At 72.7% G+C, this 20,386-nt stretch carries 15 protein-coding genes; 5 read left to right on the top strand and 10 right to left on the bottom strand.

Annotated features, from left to right (window positions below):
- The first annotated feature begins 24 nt into the window (after positions 1 to 24).
- Complete coding sequence (locus tag ACGFR7_RS16695) at positions 25 to 339, top strand: DUF6343 family protein (protein WP_393319050.1); 315 nt, start codon at positions 25 to 27, stop codon at positions 337 to 339.
- Between the two features lie 218 nt (positions 340 to 557).
- On the opposite strand, the gene ACGFR7_RS16690 is transcribed toward ACGFR7_RS16695, so the two are convergent.
- The 5 genes from ACGFR7_RS16690 to rpsA all read right to left on the bottom strand — a co-directional run bounded on the left by ACGFR7_RS16690 (position 558) and on the right by rpsA (position 5,413).
- Positions 558 to 1,007: a tetratricopeptide repeat protein gene (locus tag ACGFR7_RS16690; protein WP_393319047.1), complete on the bottom strand. Its 450-nt coding sequence runs from the start codon at positions 1,005 to 1,007 to the stop codon at positions 558 to 560.
- Positions 1,008 to 1,239: 232 nt separating this feature from the next.
- Positions 1,240 to 1,716 carry a cupin domain-containing protein gene (locus ACGFR7_RS16685; RefSeq protein WP_393319044.1) on the bottom strand — a complete coding sequence of 159 codons (477 nt, stop codon included), beginning with the start codon at positions 1,714 to 1,716 and terminating at the stop codon, positions 1,240 to 1,242.
- 23 nt (positions 1,717 to 1,739) lie between these two features.
- The gene (coaE, locus tag ACGFR7_RS16680) at positions 1,740 to 2,330 is read right to left on the bottom strand and encodes a dephospho-CoA kinase (protein ID WP_393319041.1); all 591 of its coding nucleotides are present in this window, start codon (positions 2,328 to 2,330) and stop codon (positions 1,740 to 1,742) included.
- 147 nt (positions 2,331 to 2,477) lie between these two features.
- Positions 2,478 to 3,431, bottom strand: a complete 954-nt coding sequence (locus ACGFR7_RS16675) for a PAC2 family protein (protein WP_393319038.1) — start codon at positions 3,429 to 3,431, stop codon at positions 2,478 to 2,480.
- Between the two features lie 461 nt (positions 3,432 to 3,892).
- Positions 3,893 to 5,413 (bottom strand): 30S ribosomal protein S1, encoded by a 1,521-nt coding sequence (gene rpsA / locus ACGFR7_RS16670; RefSeq protein ID WP_129296945.1) that lies wholly within the window; start codon positions 5,411 to 5,413, stop codon positions 3,893 to 3,895.
- A 380-nt stretch (positions 5,414 to 5,793) separates the two neighbouring features.
- Here rpsA and ACGFR7_RS16665 point away from each other — a divergent pair, with 380 nt between their 5' ends.
- Both ACGFR7_RS16665 and ACGFR7_RS16660 read left to right on the top strand, forming a co-directional pair.
- A complete protein-coding gene (locus ACGFR7_RS16665) occupies positions 5,794 to 6,618 on the top strand; it encodes a class I SAM-dependent methyltransferase (RefSeq protein WP_393319035.1) in 825 nt (274 codons plus the stop codon).
- A gap of 220 nt (positions 6,619 to 6,838) precedes the next feature.
- Positions 6,839 to 9,604 carry an ATP-dependent RNA helicase gene (locus ACGFR7_RS16660; RefSeq protein WP_393319032.1) on the top strand — a complete coding sequence of 922 codons (2,766 nt, stop codon included), beginning with the start codon at positions 6,839 to 6,841 and terminating at the stop codon, positions 9,602 to 9,604.
- A gap of 51 nt (positions 9,605 to 9,655) precedes the next feature.
- On the opposite strand, the gene ACGFR7_RS16655 is transcribed toward ACGFR7_RS16660, so the two are convergent.
- From ACGFR7_RS16655 to ACGFR7_RS16645, 3 genes are all read right to left on the bottom strand, one after another.
- On the bottom strand, positions 9,656 to 10,672 hold the full coding sequence (locus ACGFR7_RS16655; protein ID WP_393319029.1) for a DUF3068 domain-containing protein: 1,017 nt from the start codon (positions 10,670 to 10,672) through the stop codon (positions 9,656 to 9,658).
- 111 nt (positions 10,673 to 10,783) lie between these two features.
- The gene (locus tag ACGFR7_RS16650) at positions 10,784 to 10,918 is read right to left on the bottom strand and encodes an SPW_0924 family protein (protein ID WP_381651830.1); all 135 of its coding nucleotides are present in this window, start codon (positions 10,916 to 10,918) and stop codon (positions 10,784 to 10,786) included.
- Between the two features lie 235 nt (positions 10,919 to 11,153).
- Entirely contained in the window at positions 11,154 to 12,959 is a 1,806-nt protein-coding gene (locus ACGFR7_RS16645; protein WP_393319026.1) for a lytic transglycosylase, read from the bottom strand.
- Between the two features lie 152 nt (positions 12,960 to 13,111).
- Between ACGFR7_RS16645 and ACGFR7_RS16640 the strand changes: the two genes are divergently transcribed.
- Positions 13,112 to 14,065, top strand: a complete 954-nt coding sequence (locus tag ACGFR7_RS16640) for a DUF4184 family protein (RefSeq protein ID WP_393319023.1) — start codon at positions 13,112 to 13,114, stop codon at positions 14,063 to 14,065.
- 49 nt (positions 14,066 to 14,114) lie between these two features.
- Here ACGFR7_RS16640 and ACGFR7_RS16635 read toward each other — a convergent pair whose 3' ends face one another.
- Together ACGFR7_RS16635 and polA are read right to left on the bottom strand one after the other, a co-directional pair.
- Positions 14,115 to 15,056: a rhomboid-like protein gene (locus ACGFR7_RS16635; protein ID WP_393319020.1), complete on the bottom strand. Its 942-nt coding sequence runs from the start codon at positions 15,054 to 15,056 to the stop codon at positions 14,115 to 14,117.
- Between the two features lie 14 nt (positions 15,057 to 15,070).
- Positions 15,071 to 17,809 (bottom strand): DNA polymerase I, encoded by a 2,739-nt coding sequence (gene polA, locus ACGFR7_RS16630; RefSeq protein ID WP_393319017.1) that lies wholly within the window; start codon positions 17,807 to 17,809, stop codon positions 15,071 to 15,073.
- Between the two features lie 201 nt (positions 17,810 to 18,010).
- On the opposite strand from polA, the gene ACGFR7_RS16625 reads away from it, so the two are divergent.
- The gene (locus ACGFR7_RS16625; RefSeq protein ID WP_393319015.1) at positions 18,011 to 20,311 is read left to right on the top strand and encodes an FdhF/YdeP family oxidoreductase; all 2,301 of its coding nucleotides are present in this window, start codon (positions 18,011 to 18,013) and stop codon (positions 20,309 to 20,311) included.
- Positions 20,312 to 20,386: the final 75 nt, after the last annotated feature.

Raw genomic sequence — 20,386 nt, 5'->3', positions numbered from 1 at the left:
CCTGGAGGTGGGAGATGGGTGCCGATGCGTACGGGAAATGAGCCCCTTCAGGCACGCAGCCCGCTGAGAATCCGCTGCGGACTGGCGCTGTGGGGGTTGCTGTGGGCGATCGCCGGAACCGTGGCCTTCGTCGATACCGGGCGACCGGAGTGGGCAGCGGCCTGTGCCGCGCTGGCCCTGGTGGCGGCCGCGGACCTGGCCGTGGTGATCCGCCACATCCACCAGGGACCGCACTACCAGCCGGGAAAGGACATACCGCCGTACGCCCCCGACCGAGGGCGCAACGACGCGTTCGGCATACGGAACGGCCCCGGCAGGAGACGGGACAGCAGACCGTGAGCACCGCGGTGCGGGGCGCGACGTAACGCGTGCGGCGAAGGCGGAGCGCCGGAGTGGTCCGCGGGCACCACGACGTGCCGGTTGGTGTGGCGTATCGCATCCGGTGACAGCTGGCGGCGCCCGTGTGCGGCAAAGGCGGGCGCCGTGGCGGCCGCTGTCGGCGGGAGCAATCGACGCGGACGGCCCGATCGGCGCGATCGACGCGATCGACGCGTTGACTACTCCGGACCGGCGTCCGGGTGGCCGTGATCACGATAGCCGTCACCGGTCCCGTCCCCGTTGCCGCTGCCGTCGCCGCTGCTCGGTCCCGGCGCGAAGCGAGCGGCTTCGATGAACTCCGGGCGCGGTTCGAGAGCGGCTGCCAGCCGGAAGTGACGCAGCGCCTCCTCGGCGCGGTCAGCACGCTCCAGGGTGCGGGCGAGTGCGAAGTGCGCGAAGGCGTTGTCCGGCTCGCGTTCCAGCACGATCTGGAACTCGAGTTCCGCAGGCCGCAGTTGAGCGGCGAGGAAGAAGGCACGGGCGCGCAGCAGCCGGGCCGCGGTGTTCTCGGGGTGCGCGGTGATGACCGAGTCCAGCAGCCGGATCGCTCCGCGTGGGTCGCGGGCCGCCAACAGCTGCTCCGCGGCGCGGAAGTCGATGACATGCGTCTCGGGGCTGCTCTCGGGCACGGCTGCTCCTCTCCGTCGCCGTCGGGACATGCATCAGCCACGGACCGTACGGCGTTACCTGCTGCACAACATTCCCATCGGCCGCGGCATTCCCCGGCCGGCATCACTTCAACCGGGGCGCCCGGCCCCCGGTGCAAGCACAGCCGGCCGGGCCGGCGGAAGAGCACCGCCGGCCGCTCGCCACCGGCCCGGCGCTCGATCCTGGCTTGGCCTTCGCGCCAGGTCCGCTTCCCTACAGGCTGATGTGGTACGCCTTGCGCAACGTCTCGTGCACGGTCCACCGTGTGCGGTCGCCCTCGCGCAGGACGCAGGCGTCGCCGGGTCCCACCTCCAGCACCGAGCCGCCCTCGACCTCGATGGTGGCGCGCCCGCTGACGACCACGAACAGCTCATTGGCCTCGGTGTCCGTCACCACACCTGGCGTGATCTGCCAGATTCCGCGGATCTGCTGCCCGTCGGGGGACTCCCACAGCACCTTGCCCGTCACCACCGGCTCGCCGGCGACGATCTGCGAGGGGTCCAGCGGGTCAGGTTCCAGATCGGCGTCCGCGATGCCGGGGATGTTGACCACGAACGAGGCGGGCGCCGGGTCACCGGCAACGGGCGGCGTGGCGGCCGCGGCAACCGAGCCGGGGCCGGAGCCCGGCTCCGTTGTACGGGCGGGCCCGGTCGCGGAGTTCGTGGCGTCAAGGTCGGAAGCAGCAGTCATGGCGGCGAGGTTACCCTCCGGCCTCAGGCGCTCCGCAGCCGCTCCCATACGGCGCGGACCTGGGGTTCCAGCGCGTCCAGCGGCCCGTCGTTGTCGATGACGAGATCCGCGACGGCCAGCCGCTGTTCGCGGGTGGCCTGGGCCCCCATCCGTGACGTGGCCTCGTCCTCCGCCATACCACGCAGCCGCACCAAGCGGTCCAGCTGGGTCCGCGGCGCGGCGTCGACCACGACCACCAGGTCGTAGAGCGGTGCCAGGCCGTTCTCGGTCAGCAGCGGGACATCGTGCACCACCACCGCGTCCGGCCCGGCCGATGCTTCGAGTTCGGCCGACCGTGCCCCCACCAGCGGGTGCACGATCGCATTCAGCGCCTTCAGCTTCCCGGGATCGGAGAACACGATCCGGCCCAGCTTCGGCCGGTCCAACGTGCCGTCCGGTGCGAGTACGTCGCTGCCGAACTCCGCGACCACTGCCGCCAGTCCGGGCGTTCCCGGCTCGACGACCTCGCGTGCGATCTTGTCCGCGTCCACCACCACCGCGCCGTACGACGCCAGCAAGCGCGAAACCTCACTCTTGCCCGCGCCGATTCCGCCGGTCAGCCCCACCTTCACCATGGGCCCACGCTATACGCTGCGCCCGGACGACAGGAGCGCAGGAGGCCGCTCCCGCTCTCACCCTCCGGCCTCCCCCAAGCCCGGCCTCGCTCACGACCTGTCCTCACCCACGCCCCACGCCCCACGCCCCGGCAGGTTCCGGCTCGCTCAGGCCCCGCCCGCGCCGCCGTCGCCCTCGCGCTCCGCCAGGAAGCGCTCGAACTCTCTGCCGATCTCATCGGCCGACGGCAATTCCACCGGCTCGGCCACCAAGTTCCCCCGGCTCTCCGCCCCGGCCACCGCGTCGTACTGATGCTCCAGCCCGCTGACCAGCGCGACCAGTTCCTCATCGCCCTCCGAGATCTGCCGCTCGATCTCCTCCTGCGTCCGCAGAGCCTCCGTACGCAGCGAATGCGCGGCGCCCGGCAACACCAGCCCGGTCGCCGCCGTCACGGCCTCCAGCGCCGTCAGCGCGGCATCCGGATACGCGGACCGTGCGATGTAGTGCGGTACGTGCGCCGCCACGCCCAGGACGTCGTGTCCCGCCTCCGCCAGCCGGAACTCGATCAGCGCCTCCGCGCTGCCGGGCACCTGCGCCTCGTCGAAGAAGCCGCCGTGCCCGGGCATCAGATCGGTGCGGTTGCCGTGCGGGGTGATGCCTACGGGACGGGTGTGCGGCACGCCCATGGGGATGCCGTGGAAGTTCACCGAGAGGCGTACGCCGAGGCGTTCCACGATCTCCTTCACGGCGGCCCCGAAACGCTCCCACTCGACGTCCGGTTCAGGCCCGGAGAGCAGCAGGAACGGCGCGTCGGTGGTGTCCCGTACGAGCCGCAGCTCGATGCCCGGGGTCTCGTAGGCGGTCCAGCGGTTGCGCTCGAAGGTGAGCAGCGGACGGCGGGCGCGGTAGTCGACGAGGCGGTCGTGGTCGAAGCGGGCGACGACCTGGTTCGGCAGGCCGTCCAGCAGCCGTTCAACGATCTGGTCGCCGGTCTCGCCGGCGTCGATGTACCCGTCGAAGTGGTACAGCAGCACCAGTCCGGCGGAGTCCCTGGAGGCGATCGCCTCCACCTCCGCGAGCCCGCTCGGCTCCCATTCGTACATACCCTGGGGATCCAACACAGTGACTGCTCCTCCTCGTTCTCCTCAGCGGCAACGCACGATCCCGCGCGGGCATTCCCGATTCCCGGTGACGCGGAAGCCCCCTGCCTCGCACATGCCCCGGCGCAGGCCCGGCCGGCGGTCCGATCCGGCCCCCTCCCGCCGGCGAGCCCGGCCCACCGCGCCTCACACGCCTTCAGAAACCTGCACTCGCCCGGAGGAACCTCAACTCACCCCAGAGGGAGCGGGGTCGCCTCCGCACCCACTGCCCCCGGCCCGCACCTCCGGCCTGCACCTCCGGCCTGCACACCCGGCCTGCACACCCGGCCTGCACACCCGGCCGGAGCGCCGCCGCCGCCCCCGGCCGCCTACGCGCCTGCTGCCTACGCCCCTGCCTGCCCCGCCTGCGCGGACACGACGAAGGCCCGCTCCCCACCGGGGAACGGGCCTTCGTCTATCGGCTAGTGCCTATCGGCAAGAGCTCAGCTCTGGCCGCCGGCCAGCTTCTCGCGGAGCGCGGCAAGGGCCTCGTCCGACGCCAGGGCGCCGGAGTTGTCCGCCGACTCCGAGGAGTAGGAGCCGCCGCCACCGGCGTTGCCGCCGCCGGTCTGGCCGCCACCCTGCGCCGCCGGCGCCGCAGCACCCTCGGCCGCAGCCTGCTCGTCGGCCTCACGGGACTTGATGACCTGAGCCTGGTGCTGCTCGAAGCGCTGCTGCGCCTCGGCGTACTGGTTCTCCCAGGCCTCGCGCTGGGTCTCGTAGCCCTCGAGCCAGTCGTTGGTCTCGGGGTCGAAGCCCTCGGGGTAGATGTAGTTGCCCTGGTCGTCGTAGGACGCGGCCATGCCGTACAGGGTCGGGTCGAACTCGACGGCCGACGGGTCGGCGCCGAAGGACTCGTTGGCCTGCTTCAGCGACAGCGAGATCCGGCGACGCTCGAGGTCGATGTCGATGACCTTGACGAAGATCTCGTCGTTGACCTGGACAACCTGCTCCGGGATCTCGACGTGGCGCTCGGCCAGCTCGGAGATGTGGACCAGGCCCTCGATGCCCTCGTCGACGCGCACGAACGCACCGAAGGGAACGAGCTTGGTGACCTTACCCGGGACGACCTGACCGATCTGGTGGGTCCGGGCGAACTGCTGCCACGGGTCTTCCTGGGTCGCCTTGAGCGACAGGGACACGCGCTCGCGGTCCATGTCGACGTCCAGGACCTCGACCGTGACCTCCTGGCCGACCTCGACGACCTCGGACGGGTGGTCGATGTGCTTCCAGGACAGCTCGGAGACGTGGACGAGACCGTCGACGCCGCCCAGGTCCACGAAGGCACCGAAGTTGACGATGGAGGAGACGACGCCGGAGCGCACCTGACCCTTCTGGAGGGTGGTGAGGAAGGTCTGGCGGACCTCGCTCTGGGTCTGCTCCAGCCAGGCACGGCGGGACAGGACCACGTTGTTGCGGTTCTTGTCCAGCTCGATGATCTTGGCCTCGAGCTCCTTGCCCACGTAGGGCTGGAGGTCGCGGACACGGCGCATCTCGACCAGAGAGGCCGGGAGGAAGCCACGGAGGCCGATGTCGAGGATGAGACCACCCTTGACGACCTCGATGACGGTACCGGTGACGATCCCGTCCTCTTCCTTGATCTTCTCGATGGTGCCCCAGGCGCGCTCGTACTGGGCACGCTTCTTCGAGAGGATCAGGCGGCCTTCCTTGTCCTCCTTCTGGAGGACCAGGGCCTCGATCTCGTCGCCGACGGCAACGACCTCGTTGGGGTCGACGTCGTGCTTGATCGAGAGCTCGCGGCTCGGGATCACACCTTCGGTCTTGTAACCGATGTCGAGCAGGACCTCGTCCCGGTCGACCTTCACGATGACGCCGTCGACGATGTCGCCGTCGTTGAAGTACTTGATCGTCTCGTCGATCGCGGCGAGGAAGGCTTCCTCGTTACCGATGTCGTTGACCGCAACCTGCGGGGTGGTGGCGGTGGTCTCGGTGCTGCTCGTCATGTGGGTAAAGGCTCCGGTGCGGACATTGAAGTCGTAGGTACTGCTACGCCGAGAACCCGTATCGCCTCTGCATAAGCCGGACAGTGTCAAAGGCGCATTCGCCGGAGGCCCGCAGATGCCTGAGCATCCGGAGCGACCCGAAGATCGCCTCAAAACCGAGGGGACATACATACAGATGCGAGCGCGGCCTGCTCCGTCTGAGGCGCGCAAGCCCGCAGCGCAACTTGTAGCATACGGGGGCAGCCGGACCCGGTCAATGCGCGAACGCGCACACCGGGGGCAGAACGCCCCATAACCGGCACACACGATGTTCCGCGAGGTCGAACGGCCTCACAGTCCCTGCAGCAACAAGCAGAGCGAACTTTACGACGACGGGCGCGATGAACCAAGAGCACGAGCCGGAGGCGACTCGCCGTGACGCCTCGGACACCGAAAGCAGCCGGGCCAGCCGGGGCTGGTGGGACAGCAACGCGGACGAGTACCAGAGCGAGCACGGTGCCTTCCTCGGGGACGACCGGTTCATCTGGGGCCCCGAGGGGCTGGACGAGGCGGACGCCGCGCTGCTCGGGCCGGCGGCCGAACTCAAGGGGCGCCGGATCCTGGAGATCGGAGCCGGTGCGGCGCAGTGTTCCCGCTGGCTGGCGGCGCAGGGCGCGCTCCCGGTGGCGCTCGACATCTCCCACCGGCAGCTGCAGCACGCCCTGCGGATCGCCGGCGGACCGGGCGGGGACGCCCTCGATCTGGTCGAGGCGGACGCCGGGGCGCTGCCGTTCCGCGACGGCGGTTTCGACCTCGCCTGTTCCGCGTACGGCGCGCTGCCGTTCGTCGCCGATCCGGTGCGGGTGCTGCGCGAGGTGCGCCGGGTTCTGCGGCCGGGCGGCCGGCTCGTCTTCTCCGTGTCGCACCCGATCCGCTGGGCCTTCCCCGACGAGCCGGGGCCCGAGGGGTTGTCGGTGGGGGCTTCCTATTTCGACCGCACGCCGTACGTCGAGCAGGACGAGTGGGGCCGGGCCGTGTACGTCGAGCACCACCGGACGCTGGGCGACCGGGTACGGGACGTGGTGGCGGCCGGATTCCGGCTGGAGGATCTCGTGGAGCCGGAATGGCCCGAATGGAACACCCAGGAGTGGGGCGGCTGGTCCCCGCTGCGCGGGCATCTGATCCCGGGGACGGCGATCTTCGTGTGCTCGGCAGTGGCTCCCTAGCGGACCGGTGGTGTCCGGCTTACGGATTTCGGAACCAGTGGCGCCGACCGGGCGGCCGGCGGTGCGGTGCGGCACGGCGGACTTGGCGGTGCCGCCGCGGCGTGGCGACCGGTGGTGCCGGTGCGGAGCGGGCGGCTGTCACGGCCGGCGCGGGCGCTCGGGCCGGTGCCGTCCCGGGGCAGCCGGCCGGCGGGCCCTGCCGGGGCGGCAGACTGGGGGCGTGATCCGCCGTGACGCCCTTGACCAGCTGCCCGTGCGTACCGCGCTGCCCGCACTGCGCGCCGCCCTCGACGGGCCCGGTGCCGCGGTGCTGTGCGCGCCGCCGGGCACCGGCAAGACGACGCTGGTGCCGCTGGAGCTGGCGGGCCTGACCGGCGAGGGGCCACAGCGGCGGGTGCTGGTCGCCGAGCCGCGCCGGATCGCGGCGCGCGCGGCCGCGCGGCGGATGGCCTGGCTGCTGGGCGAGAAGACCGGGGACCGGGTCGGGTTCACGGTGCGCGGGGAGCGCCGGGCCGGGCCCCGTACCACCGTGGAGGTGGTGACGACCGGGGTGCTGCTGCAGCGGCTGCAGCGCGATCCGGAGCTGGCCGGTGTGGATGTGGTGGTCCTCGACGAGTGTCATGAGCGGCATCTCGACGCCGATACCTCCGCGGCGTTCCTCCTGGACGTACGGGAGACCTTGCGGCCCGAGCTACGGCTGGTGGCGGCGTCGGCCACGACGGATGCCGGGGGCTGGGCGCGGCTGCTGGGCGGCTCGCAAGGCCCGGCACCGGTGGTCGAGGCGGCGGGTGTGTCGCATCCGGTGGGGGTCGTGTGGGCGCCCCCGGAGCGGCCGGTGCGGCCGGCCCATGGGATGCGCGTCGATCCGGCGCTGCTGGCGCATGTGGCGGTGGTGGTGCGGCGGGCGCTGCGCGAGCAGACGGGTGATGTGCTGTGTTTCCTCCCCGGTGTCGGGGAGATCGGGCGGGTCGCCGGGGAGCTGGCCGGGGTGGACGCCGAGGTGCTGCAGGTGCACGGGCGGGCCCCGGCCGAGGTGCAGGACGCCGTACTGGCGGGCGGGGACGGCCTGCGCAGGGTGGTGCTGGCGACCTCGGTGGCGGAGTCCAGCCTGACCGTGCCGGGCGTGCGGGTGGTGGTGGACAGCGGGCTGGCGCGGGTGCCGCGGACGGATCATGCGCGGGGGCTCAGTGCGCTCACGACCGTGCGGGCCTCCCGGGCCGCGGGCCGGCAGCGCGCCGGCCGGGCGGGGCGTGAGGCGCCGGGGGTGGTGTACCGCTGCTGGCCGGAGGGCGAGGACGGGCGGCTGCCGGCGTTCCCCGATCCGGAGATCAAGGTCGCCGATCTGACCGCGTTCGCCCTGCAGGCGGCCTGCTGGGGCGATCCGACGGCCGGTGGTCTCGCCCTGCTCGACGCGCCGCCGGCCGGCGCGCTGGCCGCGGCACGGGAGGTGCTGACGGCGATCGGCGCGGTGGACGGGGCCGGCCGGGCAACGGCGCGGGGGGTACGGATGGCGCGGCTCGGGCTGCACCCCCGGCTGGCGCGCGCCCTGCTGGACGGCGCACCCGAGGTCGGCGTGCGCCGCGCCGCGGAGGTGGTCGCCCTGCTGAGCGAGGAACCGCCGCGGGCGTACGGGGATGATCTGGCGGCCGCGTGGCGCACCGCACGGCGGGGCGGCGATGGGTACGCGGCGCGGTGGCGGCAGGAGGCGCGGCGCCTGGCGTCGGCGGCCGGAGAGCCGCGGGCCGGGTCGGGCGCGGACGCCCGCGCGGGAGCCGGATCCGGGACGGGCGCGGATCCCGGTGCCCGACGAGCGGGCGCGGAGCCCGGTGCCGCACGAGGCCGGAAGACCGCCGAGGGCGCGGACGGGCGGGCGGCTGCGCTCGCCGGCAGCGGCCGGGGCGGGGCCGGGAGCGGGGGCGGCGCGGCGGCAGCGGTCACCGACGATGCGGTCGCCGGCCTCCTCGCCGCGTTGGCCTTCCCTGAGCGGGTGGCATGCGCCCGCGGGGGCGGGAGCTACCTCATGGCGTCGGGCACCGGGGCCGAGTTGGCGGGGGCAGGGGCGGGTCCGGGGGTGCGGGCCGGACGAGGGCACCGCGCGGGACCTTCGGACGGCGACGGCGGATCGGGGCTGCGGGATGCGAAGTGGCTGGCGGTTGCGGTGGCGGACCGGCCGGTGACGGCGGTGTCGGCGCGGGTGCGGCTCGCGGCGGTGATCGACGAGGAGACGGCATGTGCCGCGGCGCGGGCGCTGTACTCCTGTGGTGAGGAGGTGGGCTGGGCGGACGGTGACGTGGTGGCCAGGAGCGTGACCCGGCTGGGGGCGATCGAGCTGGCGTCCCGGCCGCTGACCGCGCCCGATCCCGGGCTGCTGCGGGACGCGGTGATCTCGGGCCTGCGGCGGGAGGGGTTCGGCCTGCTGCGGTGGCCGCCCGGGGCGGCGTCGCTGCGGCAGCGGCTGGCGTTTTTGCACCGGGAGCTGGGCGCGCCGTGGCCCGATGTGTCGGACGCGGCGCTGCTGGAGCGCGTCGAGGAGTGGCTGGGGGTGGAGCTCGGCCGGTCGCGGCGGCGGGCCGACCTGGCACGGGTCGATGCGGGGCAGGCGCTGGCCCGGCTGCTGCCCTGGGCGACCGGTGAGGCGGCGCGCTTCGACGAGCTGGCACCGGAGCGCATCGAGGTGCCGAGTGGTTCGCGGGTGCGGGTGGACTACGAGGGCGAGCAGCCCGTGCTGGCCGTCAAACTCCAGGAGCTGTTCGGCCTGCAGGAGTCGCCGCGGGTGGCCGGCGGGCGGGTTCCCGTGCTGGTGCATCTGCTGTCCCCCGCGGGGCGTCCGGCCGCCGTCACGGCGGATCTCGCCTCGTTCTGGCGGGACGGATACCGGTCCGTACGCGCGGAGTTGCGCGGGCGCTACCCCAAGCATCCCTGGCCGGAGGACCCTTCGGCGGCCGAGCCGACCCGGCACACCTCGGCGCGGCTCAAGCGCGGCTGAGCGCGGGGCCGGAGGGGCGCGGAGGCGGCTCGCCGGCGTCATGTGTCCACGCTACGGGCCGGCACTGACAACGCCGTCGCCGGACGACGGCGGCGCGGGGGCGGGCGCCTTGCCGGCCGGGGCGCGAGGGCGGCGGCCACGGGCTTCGAGGCGCAGGCTCAGGGCGAGCAACGCGGCGCCGAGGACCAGAAATCCCCAGGGGAGGTAGCGGGTGAGCCACAGGACGAGGGTGCGCTGCGAGGTCACCAGGGCCACGGTGGAGTCGATGTAGTCGCCGCGCATCTTCACATGGCCGGCGAACGCGGTGACCTTGCCGCCCCCGGGCAGCAGTTGGCCGCCGCGCAGCTCCTCCTGGTGGATCTCCTGGCCGTTGACGGGCGCGCCGGTGACCGGCTCCACCCAGAACATCCGCTTGGTGGTGTACCAGCGGGTGGTGCCCATCTTCTCGACGGACTGCGGGGTGATGCCCTTGACCGGCATCTTCTTGGGGAAGGGCACCTTGGTCCAGGGGACGGTCTGCTCGAAGTAGTAGACCTCCAGGCCGCGGAACGTGCGGGTGTCCCTGTAGTGGATGGGGGCCGAGGTGCGGGCCTGGGGGTCGAAGTAGGCGTAGTCGCGCTTCTCGGTGAGGAACGGCCACTTGTACTCGATGCCCTCGCGGCGCACCGGGTCGCCGTCGACCATCTCGCCGGTGGCGTGTACGGGTTCCTGGGAGTGTGCGTCGAAGAGGTAGCGCTCGGGGATTTCGGAGACCATCTTGCCGTCGGGACCCACGACGTAGGACAGCGCGTCCCAGACGACGACATCGCGGCCGGCGGACTGCTCGATGCGCTCGGACGCGGCGACATCGCCCTTGAGGGTCTGCACGATGGTGACCTCGGGGACACGCTCGGCCTTCATCGTCCCGTAGTTGAGGAGGGTGGCGGGCCTGGCCTCCAGGACCATGTCCTGGTACTGGCCGGGCGGGATCTTGGCCAGCCGCGGAAAGGCGTACCACCGCATCAGCGGGGACAGGGCGGTGAAGAAGACGGCGAGGGCGAGCAGCACCAGGCTCGCCGGGCGGCGCATCCCTCGCGCTTCTCCGCCCCGGCCGGGGCCCGCGGTGACGGAGCCGGCCCGGGGCGCGGGGGCGGTCCCCCAAGTGGGCACAGTGCGGCGCATGGCGGTGGCGTCCCTCCCTCAGGGGTGCTTGGGGACGGTGGTCAGCAGCGGCTTGGGCGAGGTCGTACCGCGGGGTGCGCCGATCGCCGCGAGGGTGAGCACGAGGGCGAGCGCCGCGGCAAGTCCGGCCGCGGCTGCTGTCAGGGCGCGCATGGTCGGCCTCCCGGGAGCTGATACAGCGTCAGGGCGGGGGCACCGTAGCAACGGGCGGCCGAGATGAGAACACGTGGCACCGCCGTCCTGCCCTGGACGGCGGGCAGGACGGCGGTGGCGGGCCGGCGCGGCGGCCGGCCCGGCTGGTCGGCCCGGCTGGATGGCCCGGCCATGGACCCGGGACCGGTCGGCACGGTGCCGGACCGGCCCGCGCGGCGACGGGCCGGGAGTCCGGTCAGGAACCGGTCGGGGCGGCGACCTTCAGCTTGATGGTGAGTACGGCGCCGTCGGCGGTGGTCAGCTGCAGCAGGAACGTACCGGCGTGCGTATCGGTGTAGATCTTCGGGAGCTTCAGCAGGCCGTGGGCGTCGGTGGTGAGCCCGGTGAGGGTGCGGACCGGCTGGTCCTTGTCGTCGCCGGTGGCCGCGGGGTCCTTGAAGTAGGGGCCCTTGTCGTTCTCCTCGGGCTGCTTCGGGTCGTCGGTGACCATGGTCGCGGTGACCGCCGCGCCGGGCGCGCTCTTGCCCTGGTAGGTCGCCTTGACCTCGACCGCGTCCTCGGCGAAGGCCTGCCCCGCGGTCGCCGTCAGCTCCTTGTCCGAGGTGCGGAGGAGCTTGTCGGCCTTCGGGGCCGGCTTGGCCTTGACGGTGGCGCCGAAGGCGACGGCGGGGGTGGTACGGCCCACGGCGGTGGCCCGGATGGTGAAGGCGCCCGCCGCGTCGCCCGCACGCAGCGTGGGAGCGGTGGCGAGGCCGTCCTTGTCCGTCCGGACGGTGACGGAGGTGGCGTTACCGGGGAAGCGGGCGCCGGTGGTCTTGGGCAGGGTGAAGCGGACCGGGGCGCCGGCGACGGCCTTGCCGGCGGCGTCCTTGGCGCGCACCCGCGGCGACGCGGCGAACTCGGTGCCGGCGAGGGCGCTCAAGTCCTTGTCGCCGACCCGTTCGAGAGTGGTGAGCCGGGTGGGCTCGGTGGGCGGCTTGGGGGTGGGCTTGGGGGTGGGCTTCGGGGCCGGCTTCCCCGTATTGCCGCCCGGGGTGTGGCCGGTGCCGTCCGAACCCCCGGGCCCGCCGGGGCGGTCCGGCTTGCCGGTGCCCGGTCCGCCGGACCCCGGATGCCGGCCCGGTGCGGGAGAGCTGCGGTGGGGGCGCGTGGCGTCGCCGGTACGGCCGCCGCCGTGGCCGCCGGACGTGCCGGCGCCGTCGCGGTGCACCGGAAGGACGCCCCGGCCGTCCGGGACCTCATGGGTGCCCTTGCGGTAGAACGCGTACCAGGACAGCACCGTCCGCAGATACTCCTCGGACGCGTTGTAGCCGAGGATCGCCCGGTCCAGGTCGCCCTGGACCGATAGATCGCGGCCGCCGGCGCAGAGATAGCGGCCCGCGGCGAGGGCCGCGTCGAAGACGTTGTGGGGGTCCTTCTTGCCGTCGCCGTTGCCGTCGGCGCCCCAACCGGCGCCGTCGGGCCCGCCGTTGGACCAGGTGGAGGGGATGAACTGCATCGGTCCCACGGCACGGTCGTGGGTGAGGTCGCCGTCGTAGCGACCGCCGTCGGTGTCCTTGATCAGGGCGAAGCCGTGGCCGTTGAGCTGCGGGCCGAGTATCGGCTGAAGGGTGGTGCCCTCCGCGTCGACGGCACCGCCGCGCGCCTGTCCGGACTCGACCTTGCCGATGCCGGCCAGCAGTTGCCAGGGCAGCCGGCAGCCCGGATCAAACGCGCCGACCGCCGAGGCGGCCTTCTTGTACGCGGCCAGGACGGTGGCGGGCAGACCGGCTTCGGCGGGCCCGGTGCCGACGGCGGGGCCCTGACCGGTGTGGTGCGTAGCGTGCGGCGGTACCGGTCTGTTGACGGGCGGCCGGTCGGTGAAGTACGCGGAACCACCGTCGATGGGGGTGTCGGCGGGTGGAGTGGGCTTCTGTCCCTTGGCTGCCGAGGCCTCGGTGGCGGCAGGTGCCTGAGAGGCGGTCAGGGTGGCAAGCACCACGGCCGCCACCGCTGTCGAGGCCGCTCCCCTCCGGAGCCGCCTTCGGAATGTGGCTGCCATACGTGGTTCCCCTCCGCGTTGCCCTACCGCGTCCCTGACGCGGTGTTGCGCTCCCCAGCGCTCCAACTCAGGCGACACTACGACAACTCGGGCCCGGCATCTACCACCAACATCGGACACATAATGATCCGAATCGATCCAGGAGAGGCGCCATGCCGTTCACGCTCAGTCATGCCGCTGCCGTGCTTCCCGCCGTCCGGCGGACCGGCGCGGCGCGTGGTCCGTTGGTCGCCTCGGCTCTCGTGGCGGGTTCGTTCGCCCCGGACATGACCTACTACGCGGCCGGTCCGGTTCCGGGCGCCATGGAGTTCGGCGAGGTCACCCACTCGCTGCCCGGCGTGCTGACCGTGGACATCCTGGTCACCGCGGCGCTCGTCGGCATCTGGCTGCTGCTGCGCGAGCCGCTGCTGACGCTGCTGCCCCGGCGGTGGCAAGGCCCGGTCCATACGCTCCTGCGCGGGCGGCCCTGGCGCCCCCGAGGTGCCCGCGAACTCGCCGCTCTCGCGGGCTGGTTCCTCCTCTCCGCGGTCCTCGGGGCGGCGAGCCATGTCGTCTGGGACGCCTTCACCCACCCGGGCCGCTGGGGCATCCGGCTGGTACCCGGACTGGACCGGGTGGTGGGCGGCCTGCCGGTCTATGCGTATCTCCAGTACGGCACCTCGGCACTCGCGCTGGCGGCGATGGGCGCGTTCGTGTGGGCGGCCCTCCGGGGGCGGGGCGGCGGCGCGGCGGCTGCCGGGGCGCCCGTGCCGGTCGCGGTGCCGGTGCTGACCCTACGGCTGCGGCTGCTGCTGTCCGTCCCGCTCGTGCTGTGCGTGGTGGCCGGCACCGTGCACCGTGTGCTGCGGGCACGCGCCGTATACGGTCCTGCGGCGGTCGCGGCCGACTACCTTCCGTCCGCGCTCTTCGGCGCCGGGGCCGGCCTCGCCCTCGGGCTGCCGCTCTTCGCGGTGGCCGTACGACTGCTGCACCGCCGCGCCCTCCGCACCCGGGCGACGGGCGGCGCCGGCCGGCCACCGCTGCCCGCGGCGCAGCCCGTGCCCCGGGGGGTGTCGCCGTCGGGTGCCTCAGCAGCGTCGCCGAACGCCTCGGCCCGCGCCGAGTGACGGCACCCGCCGGCTTGCTGCGCACCCCGCGCCCGCCGCACCCGGCGGGCTACTCGACGAGCGCCGGGCCGGCCGGCGGCACCGGGGCCGGGGCCGGGGCGGCCGGCGGCACCGGGGTCGGGGCCGGGGCGGCCGGCGGCACCGGGGTCGGGGCCGGGGCGGTGCGCCGGGCGGCCCGCAGCAGGAAGGCGCCGCAGACGAAGCCGATGGCGGCCGCCAGCAGATGTCCGACGGTGGTGAAGTCGGGCGGCCCCCCGCTCCAGTCGGCGCCGAGCACCGGCCAGGCGACGACACCGGCCGCGGCGAGCCACCGGGCCCGGCGCATCAGGAGCGCCCCCGTCGCGAGCACCGCCTCGGCCCCGTAGCTGATGCCGAAGTCGGGGGCGTGCCGGACGCTGTCCGGGTACCAGCCGTGGGCGAGGGCCACAAGGATCAGCGGCACGGTGAGCAGCGTGGCCGCGAGATGCCCCAGGACGAAGATGCCGTAGGCACGCCCCGGTCCGTACCGCCGTTCCAGCCACGCCAGGCACACGATGACACCCAGGCCGAGCGTGATGAGCGTGCCGGCGAAGGCCTCCGAGGTGACCTCGGTCAGCGTGCCGTCGAAGAACAGCATGCTGCCCGCCAGCACCCGGAGCGGACGGTCGTGGAGATTGTCCAGGTGGGTACTGACGGCGAGCACCACTCGCTGTGCCTCCGCCGTGGACAGCACCGCGGTGCACCACAGATGGGTCGACAGCAGCAGTCCGGCATAGCCGGCCGTGACCGGGCTGCGGGAGACATAGGTGCCCAGAGCCCGGGCCGCACGGCGCATCACGGGGTGATCAAAGCAGGTGCTTCCGCGGTGAACAAGATCCATGGCGCGTCCGGCGACGACCGGGTCCTGCGCCGTGACGAACGGAACGGAACGGAAGCGGCCGCAACGCGGTGCCGTACGCGCCGGGTTGCGGGCGGTGCGGGCGGTGACGCCGTGGTGTGTCCGCGCCGCCACCGCCCGCTTCCCGCTCAGTGCGCGGCCGACTCCCAGTCCTTGCCGGAGCCGACCGAGACATCCAGCGGTGCGCTCAGCTGGACCGCCGCGGCCATCTCCCGGCGGAGCAGTTCCTCGACCTTCGCGCGCTCGCCGGGGGCGACCTCGACGACGATTTCGTCATGGACCTGGAGCAGCATCCGCGACCGCAGCTCGGCGGCGCGCATCGCCGCGTCGACCCGGAGCATCGCGATCTTGACGATATCGGCGGCGGTGCCCTGGATCGGGGCGTTCAGCGCCATCCGCTCGGCCATTTCGCGGCGCTGGCGGTTGTCGCTGTTGAGGTCGGGGAGGTAGCGGCGGCGGCCGAGCATGGTCTCGGTGTAGCCGGTGGCGCGGGCCTCCTCCACCGCACGCTGGAGGTAGTCGCGCACTCCGCCGAAGCGCTCGAAGAAGTTGTCCATCAGCTTGCGGGCCTCGTCGGGCTGGATGCCCAGCTGCTGGGAGAGGCCGAACGCCGACAGGCCGTACGCGAGGCCGTAGGACATCGCCTTGATCTTGCGGCGCATCTCCGGGTCGACCTTGGTCTTGTCGACCGAGAAGACATGGGAGGCGACGGTGGTGTGCAGATCCTCGCCGGAGGTGAACGCCTCGATCAGGCCCTCGTCGTCGGAGAGGTGCGCCATCACCCGCAGTTCGATCTGGCTGTAGTCGGCGGTCAGCAGCGACTCGAAGCCCTCACCGACGACGAACCCGCGGCGGATCGCCCGGCCCTCGTCCGTACGCACCGGGATGTTCTGCAGGTTGGGGTCCGTGGAGGACAGCCGTCCGGTGGCCGCCACGGTCTGGTTGAAGGTGGTGTGGATACGGCCGTCGGCGCCGATGGTCTTGATCAGGCCCTCGACGGTCGTCCGCAGCTTGGCCTGCTCACGGTGCCTGAGCATGATCACCGGGAGCTCGTTGTCGGTCTGCGACGCCAGCCAGGCGAGGGCATCGGCGTCGGTCGTGTAGCCCGTCTTGGTCTTCTTGGTCTTGGGCAGGCCCAGCTCACCGAAGAGGACTTCCTGCAGCTGCTTGGGCGAGCCGAGGTTGAACTCGTGGCCCGCGGCGGCATGCGCCTCCTTGACGGCCTGCTGCACCGCCCCCGCGAACTGCTGCTCCATCCGCTCCAGCCAGCCCCGGTCCGCGGCGATGCCGGCCCGCTCCATCCCGGCCAGCAGCTCGCTGGTCGGCAGCTCCACCTCGCGCAGCAGGTCGGCCGCGCCGACCTCCGCCAGCTTCGCCTCGAACGCCGTCCCCAGGTCGAGGACCGTACGGGCCTGCACCATCAGGGCATCCGCCTCGGCCTCCTCGTCCGCGCCGAAGGCGAGCTGGCCGTCGCCTGCCGCGGCCGGGGCGAGATCACGCCCCAGGTATTCGAGCGACAGCGCGTCCAGCGCGAAGGAGCGGCGGCCGGGCTTGACCAGATAGGCGGCCAGGGCGGTGTCCATGGAGACGCCCTCGATGCGCCAGCCGTGCTCGCCGAAGACCCGCATCAGGCCCTTGGCGTTGTGCATCACCTTGGGCCGGGCGGCGTCCGCACTCCAGGCGGCGAAGGCCTGCTCGTCGGCCTCGTCGAGCTGGGCGGGGTCGAACCAGGCGGCCGGGCCCGCGGGGGCCGCCAGCGCCACCTCGGCGACGCTGCCGCTGCCCAGCGTCCATACGTCGACCGTGGCCACGCCCAGCGGGCCCGTGCCGTGTTCGGCCAGCCACGGAGCGAGTTCGCCGGTGCCGAGGACCGTGCCGTCCACCTCGACGCCCGGGGCCGGGGCGGCTTCCTCGGCGGCCTCGGCCGCTCCGGGGTCGACGGCGTGCAGCCGGTCGCGCAGGCCCTGGTTGCGGATCTCCAGCCCGTTGAGGAACACCGTGAGCGCTTCGCGGTCGTATGCCTCGCGGGTCAGCTCCGCCGGGCCGCACGGCAGCGCGACATCGCGCACCATCTCCGTGAGCCGGCGGTTGAGCTTCACCGCTTCCAGGTGCTCGCGGAGGTTGACGCCCGCCTTGCCCTTGACCTCCTCGGCGCGCTCCACCAGCTCGGCGAACGAACCGAACTGGTTGATCCACTTCGTGGCGGTCTTCTCGCCGACGCCCGGGATGCCGGGGAGGTTGTCCGACGGGTCGCCGCGCAGCGCGGCGAAGTCCGGGTACTGGGCGGGGGTCAGGCCGTACTTCTCGAAGACCTTCTCCGGGGTGAAGCGGGTCAGCTCCGAGACGCCCTTGGTGGGGTAGAGGACCGTGACGTCGTCGGAGACCAGCTGGAAGGAGTCGCGGTCGCCCGTGACGATCGAGACCTCGAAGCCCTGGGCGGTGGCCTGCTCGGTGAGCGTGGCGATGACGTCGTCGGCCTCGAAGCCCTCGACCGCGAACCGCTTGACGTGCATCGCGTCGAGCAGTTCACCGATCAGCTCGACCTGGCCCTTGAACTCGTCGGGGGTCTTGGAACGGTTCGCCTTGTAGTCGGCGAACTCCTCGGACCGCCAGGTCTTGCGCGAGACGTCGAAGGCCACCGCGAAATGCGTGGGCGCCTCGTCGCGCAGGGTGTTCGCGAGCATCGACGCGAAGCCGTAGATCGCATTGGTCGGTTGTCCCGTGACGGTCGTGAAATTCTCCACGGGCAGGGCGAAGAACGCCCGGTATGCCATGGAATGCCCGTCCATCAGGAGCAGGCGGGGGCGGGCGCCCGCCGCCGCCTCGGTGCCGGTCGCTTCGCTCTTCTTCGCTGCCTTTGCTGCCACGCCCCCGATCCTGCCACGCCCCACTGACAATCCCCGCCGCGGCGGTGACGGCTCCCCGCCGCAGACGCCCCCACTCGCCCCTGCACCACCCTCCGCGTCCGTGACAGGATCAGATGCGTACAGCAACGATCCGCTGTGTACAGCAAACGATCCGCCGCACCCGGCGGAGCGAGCAGCAGCTCAGGCTCAAGGGAGAGCGTCATGGCAGGCAAGCCGCCCGCGTCGGACCCCGTCCAGGACGCGCCCCAGGTCAGCGAACCCCAGCACTCCGCCGTAGGGCTGCCGGCGATCACCCACGCCCTGCGCATCTCCCAGCAGCAGATGGGCGTGCGCCGTACCGCCCTCACCCTGCTGCGCGTCAACCAGCGCGACGGCTTCGACTGCCCCGGCTGCGCCTGGCCCGAGCCCGACAAGCCGCACACCGCCGAATTCTGCGAGAACGGCGCCAAGGCCGTCGCCGAAGAGGCCACCCTGCGCCGGGTCACCCCGGACTTCTTCGCCGACCACTCCGTCGCCGACCTCGCGACCCGCAGCGGCTACTGGCTCGGCCAGCAGGGCCGCCTCACCCACCCCATGTACCTCCCCGAGGGCGCCGACCACTACGAGCCGGTGACCTGGGAGCGGGCCTTCGACATCATCGGCGAGGAGCTGACCGCCCTCGGCTCCCCCGACGAGGCCGTCTTCTACACCTCCGGCCGCACCAGCAACGAAGCCGCCTTCCTCTACCAGCTCTTCGCCCGCGAATTCGGCACCAACAACCTCCCCGACTGCTCCAACATGTGCCATGAGTCGTCGGGCTCCGCGCTGACGGAGACCATCGGCATCGGCAAGGGCAGCGTCCTCCTGGAAGACCTCTACCGGGCCGACCTGATCATCATCGCCGGGCAGAACCCGGGCACCAACCACCCCCGGATGCTCACCGCCCTGGAGAAGGCCAAGGCCGGCGGCACGAAGATCATCTCGATCAACCCGCTGCCCGAAGCCGGCCTGGAGCGCTTCAAGAACCCGCAGACCCCGCGCGGCCTGGCCGGCGGCGGCACCGCGCTCACCGATCTCTTCCTCCAGGTCCGCCTCGGCGGCGACCAGGCGCTCTTCCGCGCCCTCAACCGCCTCCTCCTCGACACCGACGGCGCCCTCGACGAGGACTTCATCGGCGCCCACACCCACGGCTTCGAGGAGTTCGCGCAGCAGGCCCGCGCCGACGACGACTGGGACGAGACGCTGCGCGCCACCGGCCTGACCCGCGCGGAGATCGACCGCGCCCTGGCCATGATCCTCGCATCGCGCCGCACCATCGTGTGCTGGGCGATGGGTCTGACCCAGCACAAGCACTCCGTCCCCACCATCCGGGAGGTCGTCAACTTCCTCCTGCTGCGCGGCAACATCGGGCGTCCCGGGGCCGGCGTCTGCCCCGTACGCGGTCACAGCAACGTCCAGGGCGACCGCACCATGGGCATCTTCGAGCGCCCCGCCCCCGCCTTCCTCGACGCCCTGGAGAAGGAGTTCGGCTTCGCCCCGCCCCGGGAGCACGGACTCGACGTCGTCCGCGCCATCCGCGCCCTGCGCGACGGGCAGGCCAAGGTGTTCTTCGCGATGGGCGGCAACTTCGTGGCCGCCACCCCTGACACCGACGTCACCGAGGCCGCCGTGCGCCGCGCCCGGCTGACCGTGCACGTCTCCACCAAGCTCAACCGCTCGCACGCGGTCACCGGCGCCCGTGCGCTGATCCTGCCGACCCTGGGCCGCACCGAACGTGATGTACGGACCGGCCCGGACGGGAAGCCCACCGAGCAGTTCGTCACCGTCGAGGACTCCATGGGCATGGTGCACGCCTCCCGGGGCCGCCTGGCACCCGCGAGCCCCCAGCTGCTGTCCGAGACGGCCATCGTCGCCCGCCTGGCCCGCCGCGTCCTGGGCGAGGAGAGCCGCACCCCCTGGGAGGAGTTCGAGAAGGACTACGCGACGATCCGCGACCGCATCGCCCACGTCATCCCGGGCTTCGAGGACTTCAACACCAAGGTCGCCCGCCCCGGAGGCTTCGCCCTCCCGCACGCCCCCCGGGACAGCCGCAGCTTCCCCACCGCCACCGGGAAGGCCAACTTCACCGCCGCGCCCGTCGAATACCCCGCCGTCCCCGAAGGACGGCTGCTGCTGCAGACACTGCGCTCCCACGACCAGTACAACACCACCATCTACGGCCTCGACGACCGCTACCGCGGCATCAAGAACGGCCGCCGCGTCGTCCTCGTCCACCCCGACGACGCGCGCGAACGGGGCCTGGCCGACGGGGCGTACACCGACCTGGTCAGCGAATGGACGGACGGCAGCGAGCGGCGCGCGCCCGGCTTCCGGGTGGTGCACTACCCCACGGCCCGCGGCTGCGCCGCGGCCTACTACCCCGAGACCAATGTCCTCATCCCGCTCGACCACACCGCCGACACCAGCAACACCCCCGCGGCCAAGTCCCTGGTGATCCGCCTGGAGAGCCCCCGCGAGGACTGACCGCCACCGGGCCGGCCGGCGGGAACGACAACCCCGCGCTGAGCGCTTGCTCAGAGGCCTGATAGGAACAGGCAC

The sequence above is a fragment of the Streptomyces sp. NPDC048516 genome (genome assembly GCF_043199875.1).
Classification (GTDB): Bacteria; Actinomycetota; Actinomycetes; order Streptomycetales; family Streptomycetaceae; genus Streptomyces.
Note: the sequence above shows the minus strand (reverse complement) of the source record. Positions and strands in the feature narration are given on the sequence as shown.